The organism is Azospirillum largimobile, assembly GCF_977007025.2.
Map to the genome: position 1 here is coordinate 43,614 of NZ_CDRMUA020000004.1, position 20,578 is coordinate 64,191.

20 protein-coding genes are annotated in these 20,578 nt (G+C 69.4%); 13 read left to right on the top strand and 7 right to left on the bottom strand.

All coding sequences use genetic code 11. From position 1 onward, the window contains the following. Positions 1-68 precede the first annotated feature (68 nt). The 4 genes from ACWPKK_RS21725 to ACWPKK_RS21740 all read left to right on the top strand — a co-directional run bounded on the left by ACWPKK_RS21725 (position 69) and on the right by ACWPKK_RS21740 (position 5,402). Positions 69-2,393 carry a serine/threonine-protein kinase gene (locus ACWPKK_RS21725; protein ID WP_452008352.1) on the top strand — a complete coding sequence of 775 codons (2,325 nt, stop codon included), beginning with the start codon at positions 69-71 and terminating at the stop codon, positions 2,391-2,393. Positions 2,394-2,401: 8 nt separating this feature from the next. Then, positions 2,402-4,033 (top strand): alpha/beta fold hydrolase, encoded by a 1,632-nt coding sequence (locus ACWPKK_RS21730; RefSeq protein ID WP_452008354.1) that lies wholly within the window; start codon positions 2,402-2,404, stop codon positions 4,031-4,033. Continuing rightward, positions 4,030-4,881: an alpha/beta hydrolase gene (locus tag ACWPKK_RS21735; protein ID WP_452008356.1), complete on the top strand. Its 852-nt coding sequence runs from the start codon at positions 4,030-4,032 to the stop codon at positions 4,879-4,881. Before ACWPKK_RS21730 ends, ACWPKK_RS21735 begins: the two co-directional genes overlap by 4 nt. Positions 4,882-5,009: 128 nt before the next feature. Then, complete coding sequence (locus tag ACWPKK_RS21740; RefSeq protein ID WP_014249743.1) at positions 5,010-5,402, top strand: hypothetical protein; 393 nt, start codon at positions 5,010-5,012, stop codon at positions 5,400-5,402. A gap of 21 nt (positions 5,403-5,423) precedes the next feature. Here ACWPKK_RS21740 and ACWPKK_RS21745 read toward each other — a convergent pair whose 3' ends face one another. Beyond that, positions 5,424-6,374, bottom strand: coding sequence for a LysR family transcriptional regulator (locus ACWPKK_RS21745; protein WP_452008359.1), 951 nt, complete (start codon positions 6,372-6,374; stop codon positions 5,424-5,426). 142 nt (positions 6,375-6,516) lie between these two features. Between ACWPKK_RS21745 and wrbA the strand changes: the two genes are divergently transcribed. Genes wrbA through ACWPKK_RS21760 form a run of 3 tightly spaced genes read left to right on the top strand, consistent with a single transcriptional unit; the run spans position 6,517 to position 8,538 of the window. Beyond that, complete coding sequence (gene wrbA / locus ACWPKK_RS21750; RefSeq protein ID WP_452008362.1) at positions 6,517-7,119, top strand: NAD(P)H:quinone oxidoreductase; 603 nt, start codon at positions 6,517-6,519, stop codon at positions 7,117-7,119. Between the two features lie 33 nt (positions 7,120-7,152). Then, positions 7,153-8,118 carry a glutathione S-transferase family protein gene (locus ACWPKK_RS21755; RefSeq protein ID WP_452008365.1) on the top strand — a complete coding sequence of 322 codons (966 nt, stop codon included), beginning with the start codon at positions 7,153-7,155 and terminating at the stop codon, positions 8,116-8,118. 60 nt (positions 8,119-8,178) lie between these two features. Then, positions 8,179-8,538: a hypothetical protein gene (locus tag ACWPKK_RS21760; RefSeq protein ID WP_452008367.1), complete on the top strand. Its 360-nt coding sequence runs from the start codon at positions 8,179-8,181 to the stop codon at positions 8,536-8,538. A 9-nt stretch (positions 8,539-8,547) separates the two neighbouring features. On the opposite strand, the gene ACWPKK_RS21765 is transcribed toward ACWPKK_RS21760, so the two are convergent. Next, on the bottom strand, positions 8,548-8,922 hold the full coding sequence (locus ACWPKK_RS21765; RefSeq protein ID WP_452008370.1) for a hypothetical protein: 375 nt from the start codon (positions 8,920-8,922) through the stop codon (positions 8,548-8,550). A gap of 286 nt (positions 8,923-9,208) precedes the next feature. On the opposite strand from ACWPKK_RS21765, the gene ACWPKK_RS21770 reads away from it, so the two are divergent. After that, positions 9,209-11,194 carry a PP2C family protein-serine/threonine phosphatase gene (locus ACWPKK_RS21770; protein ID WP_452008372.1) on the top strand — a complete coding sequence of 662 codons (1,986 nt, stop codon included), beginning with the start codon at positions 9,209-9,211 and terminating at the stop codon, positions 11,192-11,194. 154 nt (positions 11,195-11,348) lie between these two features. Here ACWPKK_RS21770 and ACWPKK_RS21775 read toward each other — a convergent pair whose 3' ends face one another. Further along, a complete protein-coding gene (locus ACWPKK_RS21775) occupies positions 11,349-12,470 on the bottom strand; it encodes a DNA topoisomerase IB (protein ID WP_452008374.1) in 1,122 nt (373 codons plus the stop codon). Between the two features lie 116 nt (positions 12,471-12,586). On the opposite strand from ACWPKK_RS21775, the gene ACWPKK_RS21780 reads away from it, so the two are divergent. Further along, entirely contained in the window at positions 12,587-12,946 is a 360-nt protein-coding gene (locus ACWPKK_RS21780) for a hypothetical protein (RefSeq protein ID WP_452008377.1), read from the top strand. A 1-nt stretch (position 12,947) separates the two neighbouring features. On the opposite strand, the gene hemF is transcribed toward ACWPKK_RS21780, so the two are convergent. Both hemF and ACWPKK_RS21790 read right to left on the bottom strand, forming a co-directional pair. Next, complete coding sequence (hemF, locus tag ACWPKK_RS21785) at positions 12,948-13,835, bottom strand: oxygen-dependent coproporphyrinogen oxidase (protein ID WP_324864662.1); 888 nt, start codon at positions 13,833-13,835, stop codon at positions 12,948-12,950. Positions 13,836-13,953: 118 nt separating this feature from the next. Further along, positions 13,954-14,412, bottom strand: a complete 459-nt coding sequence (locus tag ACWPKK_RS21790; RefSeq protein ID WP_452009605.1) for a tRNA (cytidine(34)-2'-O)-methyltransferase — start codon at positions 14,410-14,412, stop codon at positions 13,954-13,956. Positions 14,413-14,683: 271 nt separating this feature from the next. Here ACWPKK_RS21790 and petA point away from each other — a divergent pair, with 271 nt between their 5' ends. The 4 genes from petA (at position 14,684) to ACWPKK_RS21810 (ending at position 17,974) form a co-directional block, all read left to right on the top strand. Then, on the top strand, positions 14,684-15,253 hold the full coding sequence (gene petA / locus ACWPKK_RS21795; protein ID WP_014249761.1) for a ubiquinol-cytochrome c reductase iron-sulfur subunit: 570 nt from the start codon (positions 14,684-14,686) through the stop codon (positions 15,251-15,253). Between the two features lie 28 nt (positions 15,254-15,281). Continuing rightward, positions 15,282-16,550: a cytochrome b gene (locus ACWPKK_RS21800; protein ID WP_149226745.1), complete on the top strand. Its 1,269-nt coding sequence runs from the start codon at positions 15,282-15,284 to the stop codon at positions 16,548-16,550. Next, the gene (locus tag ACWPKK_RS21805; RefSeq protein ID WP_452008381.1) at positions 16,550-17,311 is read left to right on the top strand and encodes a cytochrome c1; all 762 of its coding nucleotides are present in this window, start codon (positions 16,550-16,552) and stop codon (positions 17,309-17,311) included. The genes ACWPKK_RS21800 and ACWPKK_RS21805 overlap by 1 nt, the downstream gene beginning before the upstream one ends. Positions 17,312-17,422: 111 nt before the next feature. Then, positions 17,423-17,974, top strand: coding sequence for a DUF924 family protein (locus tag ACWPKK_RS21810; RefSeq protein WP_452008384.1), 552 nt, complete (start codon positions 17,423-17,425; stop codon positions 17,972-17,974). Between the two features lie 3 nt (positions 17,975-17,977). Here the strand turns inward: ACWPKK_RS21810 and ACWPKK_RS21815 are convergent, their stop codons facing one another. Together ACWPKK_RS21815 and ACWPKK_RS21820 are read right to left on the bottom strand one after the other, a co-directional pair. Further along, the gene (locus tag ACWPKK_RS21815; RefSeq protein WP_452008386.1) at positions 17,978-18,862 is read right to left on the bottom strand and encodes a response regulator; all 885 of its coding nucleotides are present in this window, start codon (positions 18,860-18,862) and stop codon (positions 17,978-17,980) included. 134 nt (positions 18,863-18,996) lie between these two features. Further along, on the bottom strand, positions 18,997-20,457 hold the full coding sequence (locus ACWPKK_RS21820; protein WP_452008388.1) for a helix-turn-helix domain-containing protein: 1,461 nt from the start codon (positions 20,455-20,457) through the stop codon (positions 18,997-18,999). Positions 20,458-20,578 lie beyond the last annotated feature (121 nt).

The window sequence follows — 20,578 nt, forward strand, 5'->3', positions numbered from 1 at the left end:
CCACTGATGCCCTGCCGCTCGATCCTTCCACACCGCCTGCCACTTCTTGAACCGGACCGTATCCCGCCATGGCCCAGATCCTCGACGGCACCCCCGACGACCATCCCGCCGACAGCCACGAGCCGACCGCCGTCCTGCCGGCGGCGACCGGGATCGCAGACCGGGGGGTGGATGCCGAGGCGACGAGGCTGACCACGCCGCCGGTCGCCGCCACTGCGGTTCCCGAACCGTCGGTGACCGCATCTTCGGTTACATCCATGCCGGTTACATCGATGTCGGCCACTGCGGCGTCCGTCTCCGGCGTGGACGCGTCCGCAGGACGGGCATCACCGGCGCCGATCGGGCCGGGCACCCTTCTGAGCCATACCTATGAGGTGGCCGGGCTGATCGCCCGCGGCGGCATGGGCGAGGTGCACCGCGCCCGCCATGTCGACATGAACACCTGGCATGCGGTGAAGGTGATCCGGCCGGAACTGGCGCAGGACGCCAAGATGGTGGAGCTGCTGCGGCGCGAGGCGGCGGCACTGCGCGAAATCCGGCACGAGGCGGTGGTGTCCTACGACGGCGTATTCCGCGACGAGTACGGCCGGATCCTGCTGTCGATGGAGTATCTCGACGGGCCGTCGCTGCAGGAGGTGCTGCAGGGCGGGCCGCTCGACCCGGAAGAGGTCGCCATCCTGCTCGACCGCATCGCCTCGGGGCTGGCGGCGGCGCACCAGCGCGGCATCGTCCACCGCGACATGTCGACCGACAACGTCATCCTGCCCGGCCGCGAGATCGCCAACGCCAAGATCATCGATTTCGGCATCGCCAAGCAGACCGCCGGCGGGGCGGGGACCGTCATCGGCGATGCCTTCGCCGGCAAGTACGGCTATGCCTCGCCCGAGCAGTTCGGGCTGTTCGGCGGGCAGGTCGGGCCGCAGTCCGACATCTACAGCGCCGGTCTGGTGCTGGCCGCGGCGGCTCTCGGCCGTCCGCTGGACATGGGCCGCACGCCGCAGGCGATGATCGAGCGGCGCATGGCGGTGCCCGACCTGTCGGCGCTGGACGAGCCGCTGCGCGGGGTCCTGTGCTCCATGCTGGAGCCGGACCCGCAGAACCGCGCCAAATCGATGACGGAACTGGTCGGCGCGCTGACCCGCCGCCCGGCGGAGATCACGCCCTTCGACGCCACCCCCTTCCCGGCCGCGACCGTCGCGAAGGAGGAGCCGAAGCCGGCGTTGGCCGAGAGGCAGGCGAAGACTGCTCAGACGGCGGCCGAGCCGACGAAGAAGGCGCCCGTCGGACTGATCGCCGGTGGCGTCGGCGGTCTGGTGGCGGCCGGCGTCGCCGGTTTCCTGTTGTTCGGCCAGTCGCAGCCGCCCGCACAGACGGCGACCCAGGCGACTGCCGAGGCGCCCGCCAAGACGCCGGTGAAGGAGGCGTCCGCTCCTGCGGCTCCCGCCACTCAGCCTTCCGCACCGCCTGCCGCGCCGCCCGCCATGACGACGGCTCCGCTCGGCGCGCCCGCTTCCCCAACGCCTGTGGCGCCCGTGAAGGCCGAAACGCCGGCCCCCGATCCGGTCAAGCCCGCGGTCGCGCAGGTTCCCGCCGCTCCGCCGCCGCTGCCGGTCACCCCGGCCGTCCAGACCGTCACGCCGCCGGCTCCGACGCCCGCACCGGCCCAGGTCGTGCCCGCCGCCGTTCCCGCCGCTCCGCCGGTGCCGCCGATCACGCCGGCCGAGGCGCGCAAGAGGGTGGAGGCCGCGGCGGCGGGGTTCACCTGCGCCGGCGTCAGGGCGGTTGAGACGGGCAAGGGCCTGCGCATCGCCGGCTATGTCGGCAGCGACGCCGATGCCGGCGCGCTGAAGGCGGCGATCACCGGGCTTCCGGGCGGTATCGACATCGACGCGCGCGTCGCCGTGCGCCCCTGGCCGCTGTGCGAGGCGCTGGGTGCCGCCGGCCTGCCGGCGCGGGCGGAGGCACAGGGCTCGGACGCGCTGGGGCTGGGCTTCAACCGGCCGTCGATGGTCTACCGCCAGGGCGAGAAGCTGGAGGTCACGGTGACCGCCGGCATGTCGGGCTACCTGACGGTCGACTACATCGACATGGAAGGCAACGCGATCCACATGGTGCCGATGCGCCTGCGCCGCGACGACCGCGTCGATGCCGGCCGGCCAGTCACGCTGGGGATCGCCAAGTCGTCGGCCGACCGCGTCTACACCATCGCCCCGCCCTATGGCCCGGCGATGATCCTGGCGCTGGTGACGCGCGAGCCGCTGTTCCCCGCGGAGCGTGAGGAGGTGGAGCCTGCCGGCGCCTATCTGGCGACCCTGCGCACGGCCATCGCCAAGGCCGAGGCGAAGGGCAACGTCGTCGTCCAGTCCGCCTTCTTCACCACCGTGGCCGAGTAGACCGACCGATGGACAGCGGCGGTCGGCGTCTCGCCGTCATCGGCGGCGCACTGGCGCTCTGTGCGCTGGCGGGCGGGTTCCTGGGGGTGGGGATCGATTGGCTGAGCGGGCCGTCGTTCAACGGACCTCCGCCGATCGTGATCGCGGAGCCGCCGCCGCCGCTTTCCGTTGCAAGCACCGTTCCGGAAGCGGTTCCGGCCCCTGCCGTGCGTCCGGCACTCGCGGACGTGTCATGCCCGCCGAATTTGCCGGCCGGGCCGACGCCGCGCTGCCACAGCCTGCGGGTGCCGTCGGATTGGCAGCGGCCGGACAGCTTGCCGCTCGACCTGTTCGTGATGGTGCTGCCGGCGCTGAACGGCGCGCCCGCCGCCGATCCGGTGGTGGTGCTGGCCGGCGGGCCGGGGCAGGGCGGCGGCGACGATCCGCGCGGCACCGCGGCGATGCTGGCGCCGATGCGCGCCACCCGCGACATCATCCTGGTGGACCAGCGCGGCACCGGCCGGTCGGCCCCGTCCTTGCGCTGCCCCGCGCTGGACCCGCTGCGCTATTGGTTCGGCGGCGTGACGGCGGAGGACGCCGTGGCCTGCCTCGATCCTCTGCGCCGCGCCGGCTACCGGCTGGAGGATTTCGACAGTGGGCAGAGTGCCGCCGACCTGCGGGCGCTGCGCGGCGCGCTGGGGGTGGAACGCTGGAACGTCGTCGCGACCTCCTATGGCGGAGTGCTGGCGCAGGCGCTGCTGCGCGTCGACGGGGCGGCGGTGCGCAGCCTCGTGCTGAATTCCCCGGCGGCGGTGGATGCGACCTGGCTCGACCTCGATCGCTTGACCGCCATCCGGCAGGCCCATCGCCGGATGGTGGAGGATTGCGCCGCCCAGCCCGATTGCGCCCGCGCCTTCCCGCAACTGGGGCAGGCGGTGGAGCGGTTGTCGGCGGCGCTGGAGCGGCAGCCGTTGGAGATTCGTCTGCGCCATCCCGGCACCGGGCGGGAAAGCGACCTGCAGCTGTCCTGGCCGATGCTGGCGACTGTGCTGGCCCTGCGGCTGGGCAGTGCGGACGGGATGGTCGTGATGCCGGCCCTGCTCGACCGTCTCGACCGCGCCGTTGCGCGGAGCGGTGGCGCGAACCGGCTGGAGGATGCGGCGGCACTGTCGCTGGTCGTGCCGCCGGCCATCTGGGGCGTGCTGGACAACCTCGCCTATGGGCTGAACCTGACGGTGGGATGCCGGGAAAACCGTCCGCGCATCGATGCCGCCGCCGCCCGGCGCGCCGCGGCGGACCTGCGCCCGCATGTGGTGGCCGAGGCGGTGGAGACCGATTACGACGCCGCCTGTCCGGCGCTGAATCTGCCGCCTGTCGATGCATCCTTCTACCGGCCGGTCGAGTCCGAGGTGCCGGCGCTGATCCTGACCGGCGCCTACGACACCTTCACCGCTTCGGCGCGCGCAGAGGCGATGGGGCGCAGCCTGCACCGGGCGACGCTGATGTCCTTCCGCGGCATCGGCCATGACGTGCTGGGCGTCAGCCCCTGCGGCCGGGCCGCCGCCGCCCGTTTCGTCGAGACGCTGTCCACCGGCGATGCCGGGGCCTGCGTCGAACGGCTGCTACCGCCGACCTTCGCCACCCGACTGCCCGAGCGGTGACGCCGGCCGCCTCGCTTTTGCGCGCCGCTCTTGCCGCCGCGCTGCTGCTGCCGGCCGGCTGCGCCGCAATCCCTCGGGAGCAGGTGGCGGCGGTGGACGAGGCGGCAGGGGCCGCCGGCCTGCTGCCGCGGCGCTTCTCGGCAACGCCCTTCACCCTGGCGGGTTGGCTGCGGTCCGGCGGGGCGGGGCCGCTGGTGGTCTATATCGAGGGCGACGGCCATGCCTGGAACAGCCCGACCGAACCGTCGCGCGACCCCACGCCCTTCAACCCGGTGGCTCTGTCGCTGGCGCTGACCGACCCGGCGCCGCGGCTGCTCTATCTCGGCCGGCCCTGCCAGTATGGCGGGGTGGCGACCGACGCCGCCTGCTCCACCCGCATCTGGACCTCCCACCGCTTTGCCCCGGAGGTGATCGGCGCCCTCGGCCGTGCCCTGGACGAGGCGAAGCGGCAGAGCGGGGCGGACCGGCTGGTGCTGGTCGGCTATTCCGGCGGCGGGGTGGCGGCGGCGCTGCTGGCGGCAAGGCGCAGCGACGTGGCGGCGCTGGTGACGGTGGTGGCGCCGCTCGACCTCGCGGCCTGGGCGGCGGCGAAGCGGCTGACGCCGCTGACCGGGTCGCTCGACCCGGCGCGAGAGACCGGACGGCTGGCGGTGGTGCCGCAATGGCACATCGCCGGGGGCAACGACCGGGTGGTGCCGCCGGACGTCGTGCGCGGCTTCGGGACCCTTGTCGGCGCGCCGGTGCGGGTGGTGCCGGGCATGGAGCATGACGGCGACTGGCCGGCGCTGTGGCCGTCGCTGCGGGCCGCGTTCCCGGTGTCGCTGGCATCGGCACAAGCCGGGTCTTAACGATTTCACCGCCGGCCCCTGCGGGCGTCCATTGCCAGACGCCGGTGCAAACACTATGATTTCAAAGGTGCAACCCGGGTGTCCGCAGGGGCGAGACCCGTACCGCTTGAGACGATCGGAAGACCCGTATGGACGCTCACGACCTTTCCCTGGACGACAACGGCACCATCCAGGCCATCGGCATCCTCGCCGACGTGCTGGACGGGGTGGAGGGGCCGGGCGGTCTCGACACGGTGCTGGTGTCCAAGGCTCTGCGTCAGGTGATCGCCACCAAGTCGCAGCCGGCCTTCGAATTCGCCTCCCGCGCCTTCAACACGCTGGACCCGTCGGTGCGCCGTCAGGTGGCGGAAAGCGCGGACGAGGCGGCGCACCATGCGGTGGAACTGCGCGGCCGGGTCGGCGGCTTCCTGTCGACCGCCGCGAAGAAGCCGGTTCCCCAGGGTCCGGTGGTCGGCCAGCAGCCGAACTTCATCACCGCGCTGAACCTGCGCTCCCGCCGCCGGCCGAATTCACCGTCCTAAGGGCGCCGTCTTAAACGCGTTTCAGCCGGCCTCCTGCGGCCTCATCTCCTGCGGCAGCGTGTCGAGCAGCGCGCAGTCCCAATAGGGGCGCGGGCCGAAGCGCTGGACCAGGAAATCGACGAACACCCGCACCTTCGGCGACAGGTGGCGGTTCTGCGGATAGACCGCGTTGACCGACAGTTCCGTCGGGATGTGCCGGTGCAGCACGCTGACCAGTTCGCCGCGGGTCAGCGCCTGTCCGCACAGGAAGGTCGGCGACATGATGAAGCCGACGCCGGACATCGCCGCCTCGCGCAGCAGGTCGCCGTTGTTGCTGCGGATCGGGCCCGAGACCCGGACGTTGCGCGTCTCGCCGTCCACCGTGAACTGCCAGACGTCGGGCGTCGGCACGTTGGTGTAGATCAGGCAGCTGTGCCGGGCGAGATCGTCCGGCGCTTCCGGCACCCCGTGCTTTTGCAGATAGGCAGGGCTGGCGCACAGCGCGATGCGGGCCGGGGCCAGCCGCCGGGCGATCAGCGAGCTGTCGCGCAGCCGCCCGATGCGGACCGCCAGATCGTACCCCTCATCGACCAGATCGACCGTGCGGTCGTTCAGGTCCATGTCGATCTCGATGGCCGGATAGCGCTCCAGGAATTCCGCCACCGCCGGGGCCAGATGCATGATGCCGAAGCTGACCGGCGCGTTCAGCCGCAGCCGGCCGCGCGGGGCGGCATGCAGGTCGGCGACTGCCTGCTCCGCCTCCTCCAGGTCGGCAAGGATGCGGGTGCAGCGCTCGTAATAGGCCTGGCCCACCTCGGTCAGGCTGAGCTTGCGGGTGGTGCGGTTCAGCAGCCGCGCGCCGAGCCTGTTCTCCAACTCGCCGATACGGCGGGAGACCACCGACTTCGACAGGTTGAGGCGGTCGGCGGCGGCGGTGAAGCTCTTGGTGTCCACCACCTTGATGAAGGCGAGCATGTCGTCGAGGCGATCCATGGCATTGTTGTACACCCGGAAACAATGAGGTGCCAAGATCCGGCATTACCGGAAGCGCCGCCGCGCCCTATTTCTGGTGTCACCGCCGGGCCGGCACCGGTCGCGGCGGCCCGATTCACCAACCGGATAGGGAGTGGCGACGATGGCGAAGGTTCTGGTCCTCTATTACAGCAGCTGGGGCCATGTGTCGGAGATGGCGCAGGCGGTGGCCGAGGGCGCCCGCTCCGTCCCCGGGACCGAGGTGGCGGTGAAGCGCGTGCCCGAACTGGTGCCGGAGGCCGTCCGCCAGTCCGCCCACTACAAGGACGAGAGCGACGTTCCCGTCGCCACGGTGGACGAGCTTGCCCAGTATGACGCCATCGTCATCGGCACGCCGACCCGCTACGGCAACATGGCCTCGCAGATGAAGAACTTCCTCGACCAGACCGGCGGCCTGTGGGCCAAGGGCGCGCTGGTCGGCAAGGTCGGCGCGGCCTTCACCTCCACCGCCACCCAGCATGGCGGGCAGGAGAGCACCATCCTCAGCACCCACACCGTGCTTCTGCACCTGGGCATGGTGATCGTCGGCCTGCCTTATTCCTTCCAGGGCCAGATGGGCGTTTCGGAAGTGATGGGCAACTCGCCCTACGGCGCCAGCACCATCGCCGGCGGCGACGGTTCGCGCCGGCCGAGCGCGGTCGAGCTGGACGGCGCCCGCTATCAGGGCCGCCATGTCGCCGAGATCACGGCGAAGCTGCACGGTTGACCATCGACGGACAGTGACGAAGGGGAGGGAGCCGTGGGCCTGCTGATCGACGGACAATGGCAAGACCAGTGGTACGACACCAAGAAGACCGGCGGTGCGTTCGTCCGGACGGAGGCGCAGTTCCGCGACCGGGTGTCGGCCGACGGCTCCACCCCCTACGCGGCGGAGGCCGGGCGCTATCACCTGATGGTGTCGCTGGCCTGCCCCTGGGCGCACCGCACGCTGATCTTCCGCAAGCTGAAGCGGCTGGACGAGGTGATCGGCGTCAGCGTGGTCGATCCGCTGATGCTGTCGGAAGGCTGGACCTTCGCGGAGCCGGAACCGGTGACCGGCGCCCGCCGCCTCTACGAGGTGTATCTGCAGGCCAAGCCCGGCTACAGCGGCCGGGTGACCGTTCCGGTCCTGTGGGACAGGAAGACCGGCAGCATCGTCAACAACGAGTCGGCGGAGATCATCCGCATGCTCAACCGCGAGTTCGACGCCTTCACCGACGTGCGCACCGATTTCTGCCCGCCGGATCTGGTGGAGGAGATCGACCGCGTCAACGCCTTCGTCTATGACGCCGTCAACAACGGCGTCTACAAGGCCGGCTTCGCCACTTCCCAGGACAAGTACGAGGCCGCTTTCGACACCCTCTTCGCGGCGCTGGACGGCATCGACGCCAAGCTGGCGACCCGGCGCTGGCTGGTTGGCAACCGGCTGACCGAGGCCGATTGGCGCCTGTTCACCACGCTGGTGCGCTTCGATGCGGTCTATGTCGGGCATTTCAAGTGCAACAAGCGGCGGATCGCCGACTATCCGCACTTGTCGGGCTATCTGCGCGACCTCTATCAGGTGGCGGGCGTGGCGGAGACGGTGAATTTCGACCACATCAAGCAGCATTATTACGGCAGCCACGCCACCATCAACCCCACCGGCATCGTGCAGAAGGGGCCGGAACTGGATCTCGACGCCCCGCATGGACGGGGTGATTTGGGACCGGAGCCACTGGAGGCGTGACGGATCGGCTCCCCGGCGGTTGTCAGAAGGAAACGATAACCGCATGAGGGAGTTCGTCCGATGCGTACAGTTATTCTTGCGGCCGCTGCCGTCCTGGCCCTTTCGTCGCCGGCCCTGGCCCAGAACGGCCAGTCGCAAGGCGGGTGGGGTGGGGCGCTCGACCAGTTGAACCGCGCCGTCAACCCGAACAGCAATTCGCAGGACCGTACGGCCGAGGATCGCGAGCTGAACCGCGACGGCCGCCGCTATGAAGGCTCCTCCGGCAATTCGTCGGGCAACCGCCGCGCCGGAGCCTATGGCGACTATTCCGACCGCGACCTGCGCAACCAGTATGACCGGCTGGGCGAGGAACAGCGCCAGATCCGGCAGAACCGCCGCGCCATCGAGGACGAGATGGAGCGCCGCGGCATCAACCGGTAGGGGAAGCCCTCAGGGCTTGTGGCAGCGGGCCATGTCTTCCGGGTTGCCCATCGCCTCGCACTGGAAGCCGTTGGAGAACTTGAAGCGCAACGGGCCTGTCTTGCGGACGCTGACCACCGGTTTCTTGCCGGTGTCCTGGAACTCCACCCAGGCGGAGCTGTCGAAGCGCGTCTGCAGCCCGTTGCTGAGCCGCACCCGGCCCTGATTGTCCTTGATCACCTGGATGCCGGTGCTGAACAGCAGGTTCGGCCCGTCCTGCTTCGCCGACAGGCCGTTGGTGCAGTTCACGCCCTCCGGCTTCACGGCCACGCACTCGAATGAGTTGGGCTGGCTGGCGGTGAGGACCATCGCATAGACGGCGACTTCCAGAACGTTGAGCGGCATGGGCGTGCACCGGTTCAGTGGCGGCGGGTTTGAAAGAGCACGGGACCGCGGCGGGAAACCGTCCGCGGTCCTTCCGTCTTACGGACCATGTGGTTACGAAAGAGATAATGTCGCGCCTGTGGTCGAATCTTGCGCACTCTGCCGCCTCACGCCGCCCCTGGCCGGCGTGACCATGACCGGTGCGGCGGCCCGGCAACTGGACTTGCGTGCCCTGGACCGGTAGAAGCGGTCCCATCGGCCATGGCTTCGGCCATTTGCTTCAGCCAGAGGGGGCGGGCGCAATCCCATGACGTTCCAACAGCGTTTGATCCTGCTGGTCACCGGTCTGGTGCTGCTGGCGGTGGTGGTGGTCACCACGACGATGGCATTCACCACGCGCGCGGCCCTGACCGAGCGGATCGAGGCGGAGGCGCGGCTGACCGCCGGCCTGCTCGCCCGTGGCGCCGCCCAGGCCGGCGACCTCCCGCGGGAGGTCGATGCCATGCTGTCCGAACGGCTGCTGTCGGAAGCGACGCTGACCGCCCATCTGGTGGCGCTGGCGGAAACGGCGAAGCTGGCGCCCAAGGCCATCAACGACCGGCTGAAGCAGATCGCCGAATCCGGCGGCCCGGACGAGATGTGGGTCACCGACAACCGCGGCCGGGCCTATCTGCACAATGTGCCCGGTCCCGATCCGGTCTTCGGCCAGGATGCCAAGGGCGGGCCGCGCCACGGCGCCTACAGCGGCCTGCTGAACCGCTCGCCCGCCTCGCTGGCGTCGGAGCCGGCGATGGAGAGCGGCCGGCTGATGAAGTTCGCCGGCGTGGCCGGCGTCGACCGGCCGCGCATCGTCCAGGTCGGCGCCGACATGCGGCGCCTGGGAGACCTGCTGCGCAAATCGGGTGCCGAGGGAGCGATCGACGCGCTGATCGCCACCCGCGCGGTGGAGGCGGCGTGGCTGCTCGACCGCGACGGCCGGGTGCTGGCGCGCGGTGCCGTGGTGTCCAACGGGTCGGGAGGTCCGCTGTCCGATGCCGACACCGCCGCGGCCAAGGCGGCGGCGACCGCTGGCGACGTGACGACCCGCGTGTCCGGCGACGGGCTGCTGGCGCTGGCACCCATCCGTTATGCATCCGCCAACGCGGCGGCGGCGGCCGGCCTGCCGGCGGTCGCGGCCGTGCGCGTTCCCTATACCGAGCCGGGGGCGATGCTGGGCCGGCAGCTGAAGATCGGGGCTCTGGTCGGCGTCTTCGTGCTGGCGCTGGGCGTCTATCTCAGCATGCGCTTCGCCCGCGACCAGATGGCGCCGGTGGAACGGTTGAGCGAGGCGGTCAAGGCGGTGGAGGCCGGGCGCTTCAACCCCTTCACCCTGAACGAGGCGGCGGACCGCGACGACGAGTTCGGCCGGCTGTCCCGCGTCTTCCGCCGCATGGCGATGGAGGCGACGGCCCGCGAAGAGACTCTGGACGCGCAGCTGGTCATGCGCGGGGCGGAGCTTGAGACCAAGAGCGAGAAGCTGGCCGCCGCCGAACAGCTGATCGAGGAGGAGCAGCGCGCCGCCCGCGACGTGCAGGCCAACCTGCTGCCGCGCCAGCTGCCGGTGGGACGCGACAGCCAATTCTTCGGCACGCTGGTGCCGGGCCACGCCGTCAGCGGCGATTTCTACGACGTGGTCGAGTTGGACGACCGCCACAGCCTGCTGGTGACCGCCGGGGTGTCGGGCGGCGGCGTGCCGGCGGCCTTCCTGATGCTGATGGTGCGCGCCGCCATCCGCGAGACCGCCCGCCCCGGTGTCGGCCCCGCCGCCATCCTGACCGGCGCCAACGAGCGGCTGTGCGGCGAGAGCCCCTTCAACGGATTCGCCACGGCCTTCGTCGCCATCTACGACCGGGTGGGCGGCACGCTGGTCCATGCCGCCGCCGGGCATCGCGGCGCCTGCCGCGTCACCGCCGAGGGCGGGGTGGAGTTCCTGTCCGCGGCCGGCGGCCCGGCGCTGGGCATTCGCCGCGGAGCTCCCTACACCGAGGCCACCACGGTGCTGAACCAGGACGAGACGCTGTTCCTGTGCACGGACGGCGTCCTGCAATCCGTCGACGGCCAGCGCGAGCCCTTCGGCGAGGAGAGGCTCGCCGCCGCCCTGGCCCACGGCCGCGGCATGTCGGCCCGCGACCGTGCCGAGATGGTGCTGCGCAACGTCCAGACCCATGCCGCCGAAGGGGTGATCGCCGGGGATCTGGTGTGCCTGGTCATGCGGCGGCTGCTGCCGGTGACGGAGGCGGTCGAGGCGGCTTGAGGGGTTAAGGGGTCGCCTGACGGTGCCCCCACCTAACCTCCCCCGCTGGGCGGGGGAGGGACTGCCGCTGCCTTTCCGAATAAGCGCTTATCCCCTCCCCCGCCCAGCGGGGGAGGGTCAGGGTGGGGGCACCGTCAGCCAACACCTATCCTCCCTACTTCTTCCCCCGCGCACCCTCCCGCGCCCGCGACGCCGTCTCCCGCTCCAGCCTTTCGCGCAGGAAGGCCAGCACGGCGGCCTCCTCGCCGCTCAACCCGGCCAGTTCGTCGCGCAGTTCCGCCTCCACCTCGCGCTTCAGCGATTCCAGCAGGTCGCCTTCCACATAGGCGTCCAGGATCTCGGGATGGACGTAGCTCTTGCGGCAGACGCTGGGGGTGTTGCCGAGGCGGGTGGCGACCTGTTCGATGGCGCGGGTGACGTTGCGCTTGGCGCCGGTCGTGTTGTCGAACGACTCGAACTCCCGCAGCGCCATCGCCGCCAGTACGGTGCCGGCCCAGGTCCGGAAGTCCTTGGCGGTGAAATCGGCGCCGGTCGCCTCGCGCAGATAGGCGTTGACGTCACCCGAGGTCACGGCATGGCGCTGCCCGTCCGAATCCAGATACTGGAACAGCTCGTCGCCGGCCACGTCGCGGCAGGCGGCAACGACGCGGGCGAGCCGGCGGTCGCGCAGCGCGACGTTCCATTCCTTGCCCGACTTGCCCTTGAAGGAGAAGCGGACCTCCGACCCCTCGACCTCGGTGTGGCCGTCGCGCAGCGTGGTCAGGCCGTAGCTCTGGTTCTCGCGGGCGTAGGTCTCGTTGCCGACGCGGATCAGCGTGGTTTCCAGCAGCCGGACCACGGCGGCCAAAACCTTCTCCCGCGACAGGCCGCGCCGGCCGAGATCGGCGGTCACCCGCTCGCGTAGCGCGGGCAGCGCCCGGCAGAAATCCAGCATGCGGCCGAACTTGGTGCCCTCGCGCAGTTCGGTCCAGCGGCGGTGGTAGCGGTACTGCTTGCGCCCCTTGGCGTCGCGACCGGTGGCCTGCAGGTGGCCCTCGGGGTCGGGGCAGATCCAGACGTCGCGGTAGGCCGGCGGGATCGCCAGTTTGCGGATGCGCGCCAGCGTGTCCTCCTCCGTCACCTGGGTGCCATCGGGCCAGAGGAAGCGGAAGCCCTTGCCGTAGCGCCGCCGGCGGATGCCGGGGGTGTCGTCGGAGCTGTAGGTCAGCCCGGCACAGGCGGCTTCCTGTTCGGGCGAGGGGGTGTCCGTATCGGACGGAGGGATGGTGCTGTCCATACGGCCATCAACGGCCGGAACGGACGTTGGTTGCCGCTACCTCCTTCGGAGAGGGTTTCTTCGCAGTTGCAAAAACTCTATCCTCGCACAGCCAGATCCAGAAGGGAGCCGCGAGCATGGACCGCAAGCCGGACGAGACGACCCTGACCGCCCATCTGCCGAACCTGGAGATCCAGATCCGCCACCGCGAGGCCGGAGAGGATGGGGCGGAGGTGATCGCCATCCAGTTCCGCGCCACCCCGTCCTTCGACGCGGTCGCCGGCCTGCTCGCGCCCGCGTTGATGAACCCGCTGCTGCTGGCCGGCCCCGCCGGCGGGAAGCCGGGCACCAACCCGTTCGGCACCAACCCGTTCGGCGGCAATCCGATGGCGTCCGCCGCCGGCATGGCCGAGCTGTGGATGGCGCCGATGCGGCTGTGGGGCGAGATGGTGCGGCAGGCGTGGGCGCCCTGGGTTCAGTTGACTCAGCGCCGCTAGGTTACGGCCACTTCACCTCGGGCGGCAGGCTCATCAGGATCGCTTCGGTGTTGCCGCCGGTCTTCAGGCCGAAGGTGGTGCCGCGGTCGTAGAGCAGGTTGAATTCCACATAGCGGCCGCGGCGGATCAGCTGGTGTTCCCGCTGCTCCGCCGTCCAGGGCCGGTTCATGTGCCGGCGCACCAGGGCGGTGTAGCTGTCGAGGAAGGCGGTTCCGACGTCGCGGGTGAAGGCGAAGTCCGCCTCCCAGTCGCCCGAGTCGAGGTTGTCGAAGAAGATGCCGCCGACTCCGCGCGCTTCTCCCCGATGCGGCAGGAAGAAATAGCGGTCGCACCACTCCTTGTAGCGCGGATAATAGTCCGGGTCGTGGCGGTCGCAGGCGGCGCGCAGGCCGGCGTGGAAGTCGGCGGTGTCCTGGTCATCGGGGATCATCGGCGTCAGGTCGGCCCCGCCGCCGAACCAGCCCTGGGTGGTCACGATGTGGCGCGTGTTCATGTGCGTGGCCGGGACCAGCGGTGAGCGCATGTGCGCCACCAGGCTGATGCCGGCCGCCCAGAACTCGCCGGTCTCGGCCGCACCGGGGATGTTGGCGCGGAATTCCGGGCTGAAGATGCCGTGCACGGTCGAGATGTTGACCCCGACCTTCTCGAACACCCGGCCCTTCATCACCGACATGGTGCCGCCGCCGCCCTCGCCGCCGCCATGGTCGGGGCGGGACCAGCTCTTGCGCTCGAACCGGCCGGGGGGCAGGTCGGCGTGGGTGCCGGTCAGCTCGTCCTCCAGCATCTCGAAGGTGGCGCAGATGCGGTCGCGCAGGTCCCGGAACCAGGATGCGGCGCGGGCCTTGCGATCTTCGATGATGCCGGGTTCGGCGGTGGCTTCGGCGGTCATGGCGTTTCCTGTCCGGCGGTCTGCCGCGTCTCTAGGGCTTCCTGCGTTCAATGCAAAACGCAGGAAGCCCTAGCCTTGTGTTTGGCGATCGGATTCACGCTTCAAATCGATGCCGATTTTACGCGATCCGATCTTGTGCGGCGGTCTGCCGCAGGGCCTCACCCAACACCATTGCCGCGCTGACCGCAACGTTCAAGGAGCGGGCGGGCGGCACCATCGGGATCACCAGCCGGGCGTCGGCGGCGTCATGCACCTCGTCGGGCACGCCGGCGCTCTCGCGGCCGACCAGGATGCGGTCACCGGGGGCGAAGCGGAAGTCGGTGTAGGGGATCGCCGCCCGCGTGGTCAGCAGCACCAGCCGCCCGGCCTGCGGCGCTGCACGGTAGGCGGCCCAGGAGCTGTGTCGGACCCAGTCGAGATGGTCCAGGTAATCCATCCCGGCGCGGCGCAGACGGCGGTCGTCCAGCACGAATCCGCAAGGCTCGATCAGGTCGAGAGCCACCCCCAGCCCGGCTGCGAGTCGCATCAGAGTGCCGGCATTCTGTGGAATGTCGGGTTCGAACAGCACAAGGCGCAACGCGGGCCTTGCCTCGAAGTGTTTGTTTTGCATACAAATAGTCCAGCCCCGACACACGCGACAAATTGTCTCCCGGCCAAGGACTTTTCAAGATGTCGACGCGACGGTATACCGCAGCGCAGAAGCTGGAGATACCCACTCCGGACCGATGCGGCATGCCTGAGGGTTTTTCCTTCGGCGGGCGGGCTTGCCGTGTCATGCATAAAAATGGTCCATCGGTCGTCCGGCGCGGGCAAAGGGCGTCGGGCATGCCTTGAGGAGAAACAGGCTTATGGCTCAGACCACGCATCCGCCCGGGACGGGTGGCCACGCGGCCTCCAGCGGCGAGGGGGGTTCCCGCCGCGATTTTCTGTATCTTGCCACCGGTGCGGTCGGTGTCGTCGGGGCGGCCTCGGCGGCCTGGCCCTTCATCGACAGCCTGAATCCGGCGGCCGACACCCTGGCGCTTGCCTCCATCGACGTTGATCTGGCTCCGGTCGCCGCGGGGCAGGCGATCACGGTCACCTGGCGCGGAAAGCCTGTCTTTGTCCGCCACCGCACTGCCGAGGAGATCGAGGCCGCCAAGCAGGTCAACCTGGGCGACCTGCGCGATCCGGCCGCCGACGATGCCCGCGTGAAGAAGCCGGAATGGCTGATCGTCATCGGCATCTGCACGCATCTGGGCTGTGTGCCGCTCGGGCAGAAGGTCACCGATCCGCGCGGCGAGTATGGCGGGTGGTTCTGCCCCTGCCACGGCTCGCACTACGACACCGCCGGGCGCATCCGCAAGGGCCCGGCCCCCGCCAACCTTGTCCTTCCGACGTACGCCTTCACGGGCGATACCAAGATCCGGCTCGGTTAAGCGGCGCAACGGTTCTGGAGACCCCGAGATGGCTCAGGTTCAAGCCACCAAGTTCAAGAATCCGGTCGTGAACTGGATCGACAGCCGCCTGCCGATCTTCACGATGCTGGATCACGAGTACAACCATTACCCGATGCCGCGGAACGTCAACTATCTGTGGGCGTTCGGTGCCATCGCCGGCATCATGCTGGTGATCATGATCGCCACGGGCCTGTTCCTGGCGATGCAGTACTCGTCCCACACCTCGCTGGCCTTCGATTCGGTCGAGCGCATCATGCGCGACGTGAATTACGGCTGGCTGATCCGCTACGTGCACGCCAACGGCGCGTCGATGTTCTTCATCGCCGTCTACATCCACATGTTCCGCGGCCTCTATTACGGCTCCTACAAGGCCCCGCGCGAAATCCTGTGGATCCTGGGCGTCATCATCTTCCTCGTCATGATGGGCACCGCCTTCATGGGCTACGTGCTGCCCTGGGGCCAGATGAGCTTCTGGGGCGCCACCGTCATCACGAACCTGTTCTCGGCATTCCCGATCGTCGGCGACCCGATCGTGACCCTGCTGTGGGGCGGCTTCTCGGTCGACAACCCGACGCTGAACCGCTTCTTCGCGCTGCACTTCCTGCTGCCCTTCGTGCTGCTGGGTCTGGTGATCCTGCACACCGCGGCGCTGCATGTCTGCGGCTCGAACAACCCGCTCGGCATCGACCCGAAGGGCCCGCAGGACACCGTCCCGTTCAACCCGTACGTCACGGTCAAGGACGGCTTCGCCGTGGTGATCTTCCTGATCATCTACGCGGCGTTCGTGTTCTTCATGCCGAACTACATGGGCCATCCGGACAACTACATCCCGGCCAACCCGCTGGTGACCCCGGCGCACATCGTGCCGGAATGGTACTTCCTGCCCTTCTACGCCATGCTGCGCGCGATCCCGGACAAGCTGGGCGGCGTGCTGGCGATGTTCGGCTCGATCGCGCTGCTGGCCTTCCTGCCGTGGCTCGACCGTTCCAAGGTCCGCAGCTGCAAGTTCCGGCCGATCTACCGCCAGTTCTTCTGGATCCTCGCCCTCGACGCGCTGGTTCTCGGCTATGCCGGCGCCATGCCGGCCGAAGGCGCCTGGCTGATCATCGCCCGTATCGGCACCGCCTACTACTTCTTCCACTTCCTGGTCCTGCTGCCGGTGCTGGGCAAGCTGGAACGGCCGAGTCCGCTCCCCAACAGCATCGCGGAGTCCGTTCTGAAGGGCGGGGGCGGCATCGCCGCCGGCGCCCATGCCAAGCCGATGGAGAAGGCCTGATGCGCGCGTTGAAGACTGCTATCCTCTCGGCGGCGCTGGCTCTCGGCATCGCCGGGGCCGCGCAGGCCGCGGAAGGCGTGCACATCCCCAAGCAGAACTGGCCGCACAGCGGCATCTTCGGGACCATCGACAAGGCGTCGGCCCAGCGTGGCTTCCAGATTTACAAGGAAGTCTGCGCCGCCTGCCATTCCATGCGTCTGGTCCCGATCCGCACTCTGGCCGGCATCGGCTTCACCGAGGATGAGCTGAAGGCGATCGCCGCCGGCTACGAGGTGCAGGCCGGCCCGAACGATGCGGGCGAGATGTTCATGCGTCCGGCCGTTCCGGCCGACCGCTTCCCGTCGCCCTTCGCCAACGACCAGGCGGCGCGCGCGTCGAACAACGGCGCCCTGCCGCCCGACCTGTCGCTGATGGCGAAGGCCCGCGTCGGCGGCGAGGATTACCTCTACGCCTTCCTCACCGGCTTCGAGGAGCCGCCGGCCGACGTCAAGCTGATGGACGGCATGAACTACAACAAGGTGTTCCCCGGCCATCAGGTCGGCATGCCGAACATCCTGCAGCCCGACGGCGTCACCTTCGCCGACGGCACCAAGGCGACGGTGGAGCAGCAGGCGCACGACGTGGCGACCTTCCTGACCTTCGCCGCGGAACCGCACCTGGATGCCCGCAAGCAGATGGGCGTCAAGGTCATCCTGTTCCTGCTGGTGCTGGCCGGCCTGATGTATGCCACCAAGCGCAAGCTGTGGAGCACGCTGCACTGAGCCCGACGGTTCGGTGAGGCAATTCGGACCTGGACAGGGCGCCCCTTCGGGCGCCCTGTTTCTTTTGGGGAACGGGTCGTCCGGGCGGCGGACTTGGTGCGGAGAAGACGAATGGTGGACAAGCTGATCGACGAGATCGTCGATTTCTGGTTCGACGAGGCGATGAAGCCCTATTGGTTTCGCAAATCGGCAAGCTTCGACCGGGCGGTCGCCGACACGCTCGGCCCCCATCACGAGGCGGCGGCCCGCGGCGACTACGACCATTGGATGGAGGATGTCGACGGCTGCATCGCGCTGTGCGTCCTGCTCGATCAGGTGCCGCGCAACATGTTCCGCGACGATCCGCGCGCCTTCGCCACCGATGCCAAGGCGCGGGGCGTGAGCGACCATGCCGTCGCCAACGGCTTCGACCTGGAATGCACCACGGACGAGCGGATCTTCCTCTACCTGCCCTATGAGCATCACGAGGACCTCGCCAGCCAGGAGCGGTCGGTCGCGCTGTTCACCGAGCGGGTGGGCGACGAGACCGCGGTGCGCTACGCCCGGCGCCACCGCGAGATCATCCAGCGCTTCGGCCGCTTCCCCCACCGCAACGCCGTCCTCGGCCGTCCCGGCACGCCGGAGGAGGAGGCGTTCCTGAAAGAGCCGGACTCGTCGTTTTGAGCCTCAAACCGGCTGCGGCGCCAGCCAGCGTTCCAGCGCGCCGAGCAGGTCGGCGCGGCGGACCGGCTTGGTCAGGTAGTCGTTCATGCCGGCGGCGAGGCAGCGGACGCGGTCCTCCGGCTGGGCATTGGCGGTGACGGCGATGATCGGGATGCGGGCACGCTCGTCGCCCAGCGAGCGGATGGTGGTGGTGGCAGCCACCCCGTCCATGTCCGGCATGGCGACGTCCATCAGCACCGCTTCGGGCGGCACTGGCGCCTGGGCGACGGCCACCACGGCCTCCGCCCCGCCGGTGGCGGTCTCGACCGAAAATCCCGCCTTGGCCAGCAGCCCGGCCACCACCATCCGGTTGGTGGCGCTGTCGTCCACCACCAGCAGCCTGCCGCCGCGCGACCGGGCCCAATTCATCAGCCGGTCGGCATCGGTGGTGCGGGAGGGCAGGGCGACCGGCATGTCCAGCGTCACCCGCCGCATACCGTCCACCCCATGGTCCATGCCCATCTGAGCCCCCAGGGCCGCCAGCAGGCGGCGGGCGAGTTCGTGGCAGAAGCGATCGCCGCCATGGGGGTCGAAACGGCCGGCCAGTTCCGCCCGCAGGGTCACCCGCTCCTCCCCCACCGGCAGGGCCGACAGGCGGACCTCCAGCCGGCCGGACCCCGGATCGGCGCTGGCGATGGCGCTAGCCGCGAGTGCGGTGAAGAGCGCGCCCACGGTGCCGGCATCGCCGACCAGCCGCGGCGGCGTGCCGTTCAGCACGCTGACGTCCAGCGCGACATCGCGCGCCTGGGCCAGCGCCGCGGCCGATACCGACAGCATGCGGGCCAGCGCCTCCGGGGCGAAGGCCGTCACCCTCCCGCCGGGGGCGTGATGCAGATTGTCACCGTCCATGACCCGCCATTGGCAAAATGCAACGCAGCTTGCAGAGATCGGGGCCGCACATGCCCATGGGCACAGCTTTTCCGATCTTGCGACCCGTTCTCAGCAAGCGGCGGGCCAACTGGGCTCTCCCTCCGGTGGTCCGGTCAGCGGGGTGGGGCATCCGGCGGGTTGAAGAGGTAGGGGACGAAGCTGCGGTGGTGCTCGTTCACCCGCAACTCGCTGCCGATCGGCGGGAAAGCGCGTTGCTGGCAATCGGTGCGCTCGCACAGGCGGCAGTTGACGCCGATCGGCGCCGCCGCCTTGACGTCGGTGATGTCGATGCCGGCGGCGTAGACCAGTTCCGGCGCGTGGCTGGCCTCGCAGCCCAGCCCGACGGCGAACTGGCGCGACGGTTTCAGATAGGCGCCGCCGCGCTTGGTCACGGTGCGGGCGATGCTGATGTAGGTGGTTCGGTCGGGCATCTGGGCGAACTGCACCAGGATCTTGCCGGGCTGGGCGAAAGCCTCGTGCACGTTCCACAGCGGGCAGGCGCCACCGAAGCGGGCGAAGTGGAAGCGGGTGGCGGAATGGCGCTTGGTGATGTTGCCGGCCATGTCGACCCGGACGAAATAGAAGGGCAGGCCGCGGGCCCCCGGCCGCTGCAGGGTGGACAGCCGGTGGCAGACCTGCTCGAAACTGGCGGAGAAGCGGCTTTGCAGCTGCTCCACATCGTGGCGCAGGGCACGGGCCTGGGCGGCGAAGGCGCGGTAGGGCATGACCAGCGCGCCGGCGAAATAATTGGCGAGGCCGACCCGGCAGATCGACCGGGCATCCTCGCTGGAAAACTTCGCCTGATCCACCAGATCGTCGATCAGGTCGCCGAACTCCAGCAGCGCGATCTGGTTCGCCATGTGGAAGGCACGGCTGGAGCTGGTCAGCAGCGCGGACAGGCGCAGCGTGCCGGTCGAGGCGTCGTAGCTGCGCATGGCGGTCTCTCCCGCCTCGTCGGCGACGATCTTCACCCGCACGTCGTGACGGCGCTTCAGGTAGGCGGCGAGTTCGTTCAGCAGCGACCCCGAATGGATCTTCTCGGTGTCCCACAGCCGCTCCGCCGCCTCGTCCAGCGGGCCGATGTAGTTGTTGCAGTAGTGGAAATAGTCCCGCACCTCCTCGTACGGGAACTGCGGGCCGGCGAAGCTGTCGCCCTCCTGACTGCTGGGTTCGCGGTTGGACAGGCTGTCGGCCAGCGACTGCACCCGCTCGTGCAGCTTCTGGTAAGCCTGATGCAGGCTGAGCACCCGGCGGGCCAGTTCGGGGCTGGAACCCACCACGCTGCGCAACTCGCCCGATGTCAGCGGCGCCCCGGCGAACAGGGGATCGGCCAGCGCCTCGCGCAGGTCGGAGACCAGCCGGCTGTCCTCATCCTCCAGGAAGGCGGAGAGTTCCAGTTCGAAGGTGGCGGCGATCCGCATCAGGACCGGCAGGGTCAGCGGGCGCTGGTTGTTCTCCAACTGGTTGAGATAGCTGGGGGAAAGCTCCAGCGTCTTGGCCAGCGACGCTTGGGTCAGGCCGCGTTGTTCGCGCAGGCGGCGCAGCTTGTAGCCAAGGAATAGCTTCTTTTGCATGCGTATAAAATCCCGCCCTATGGACGGCCTTGGAATCCGCCGTTCTTCGCAATCTTAGCAAGCGCAAAACCGCATTTGCAAAGGGCTTCGCAACTTCGCACGTTTTTGCAAAGAGGCTGTT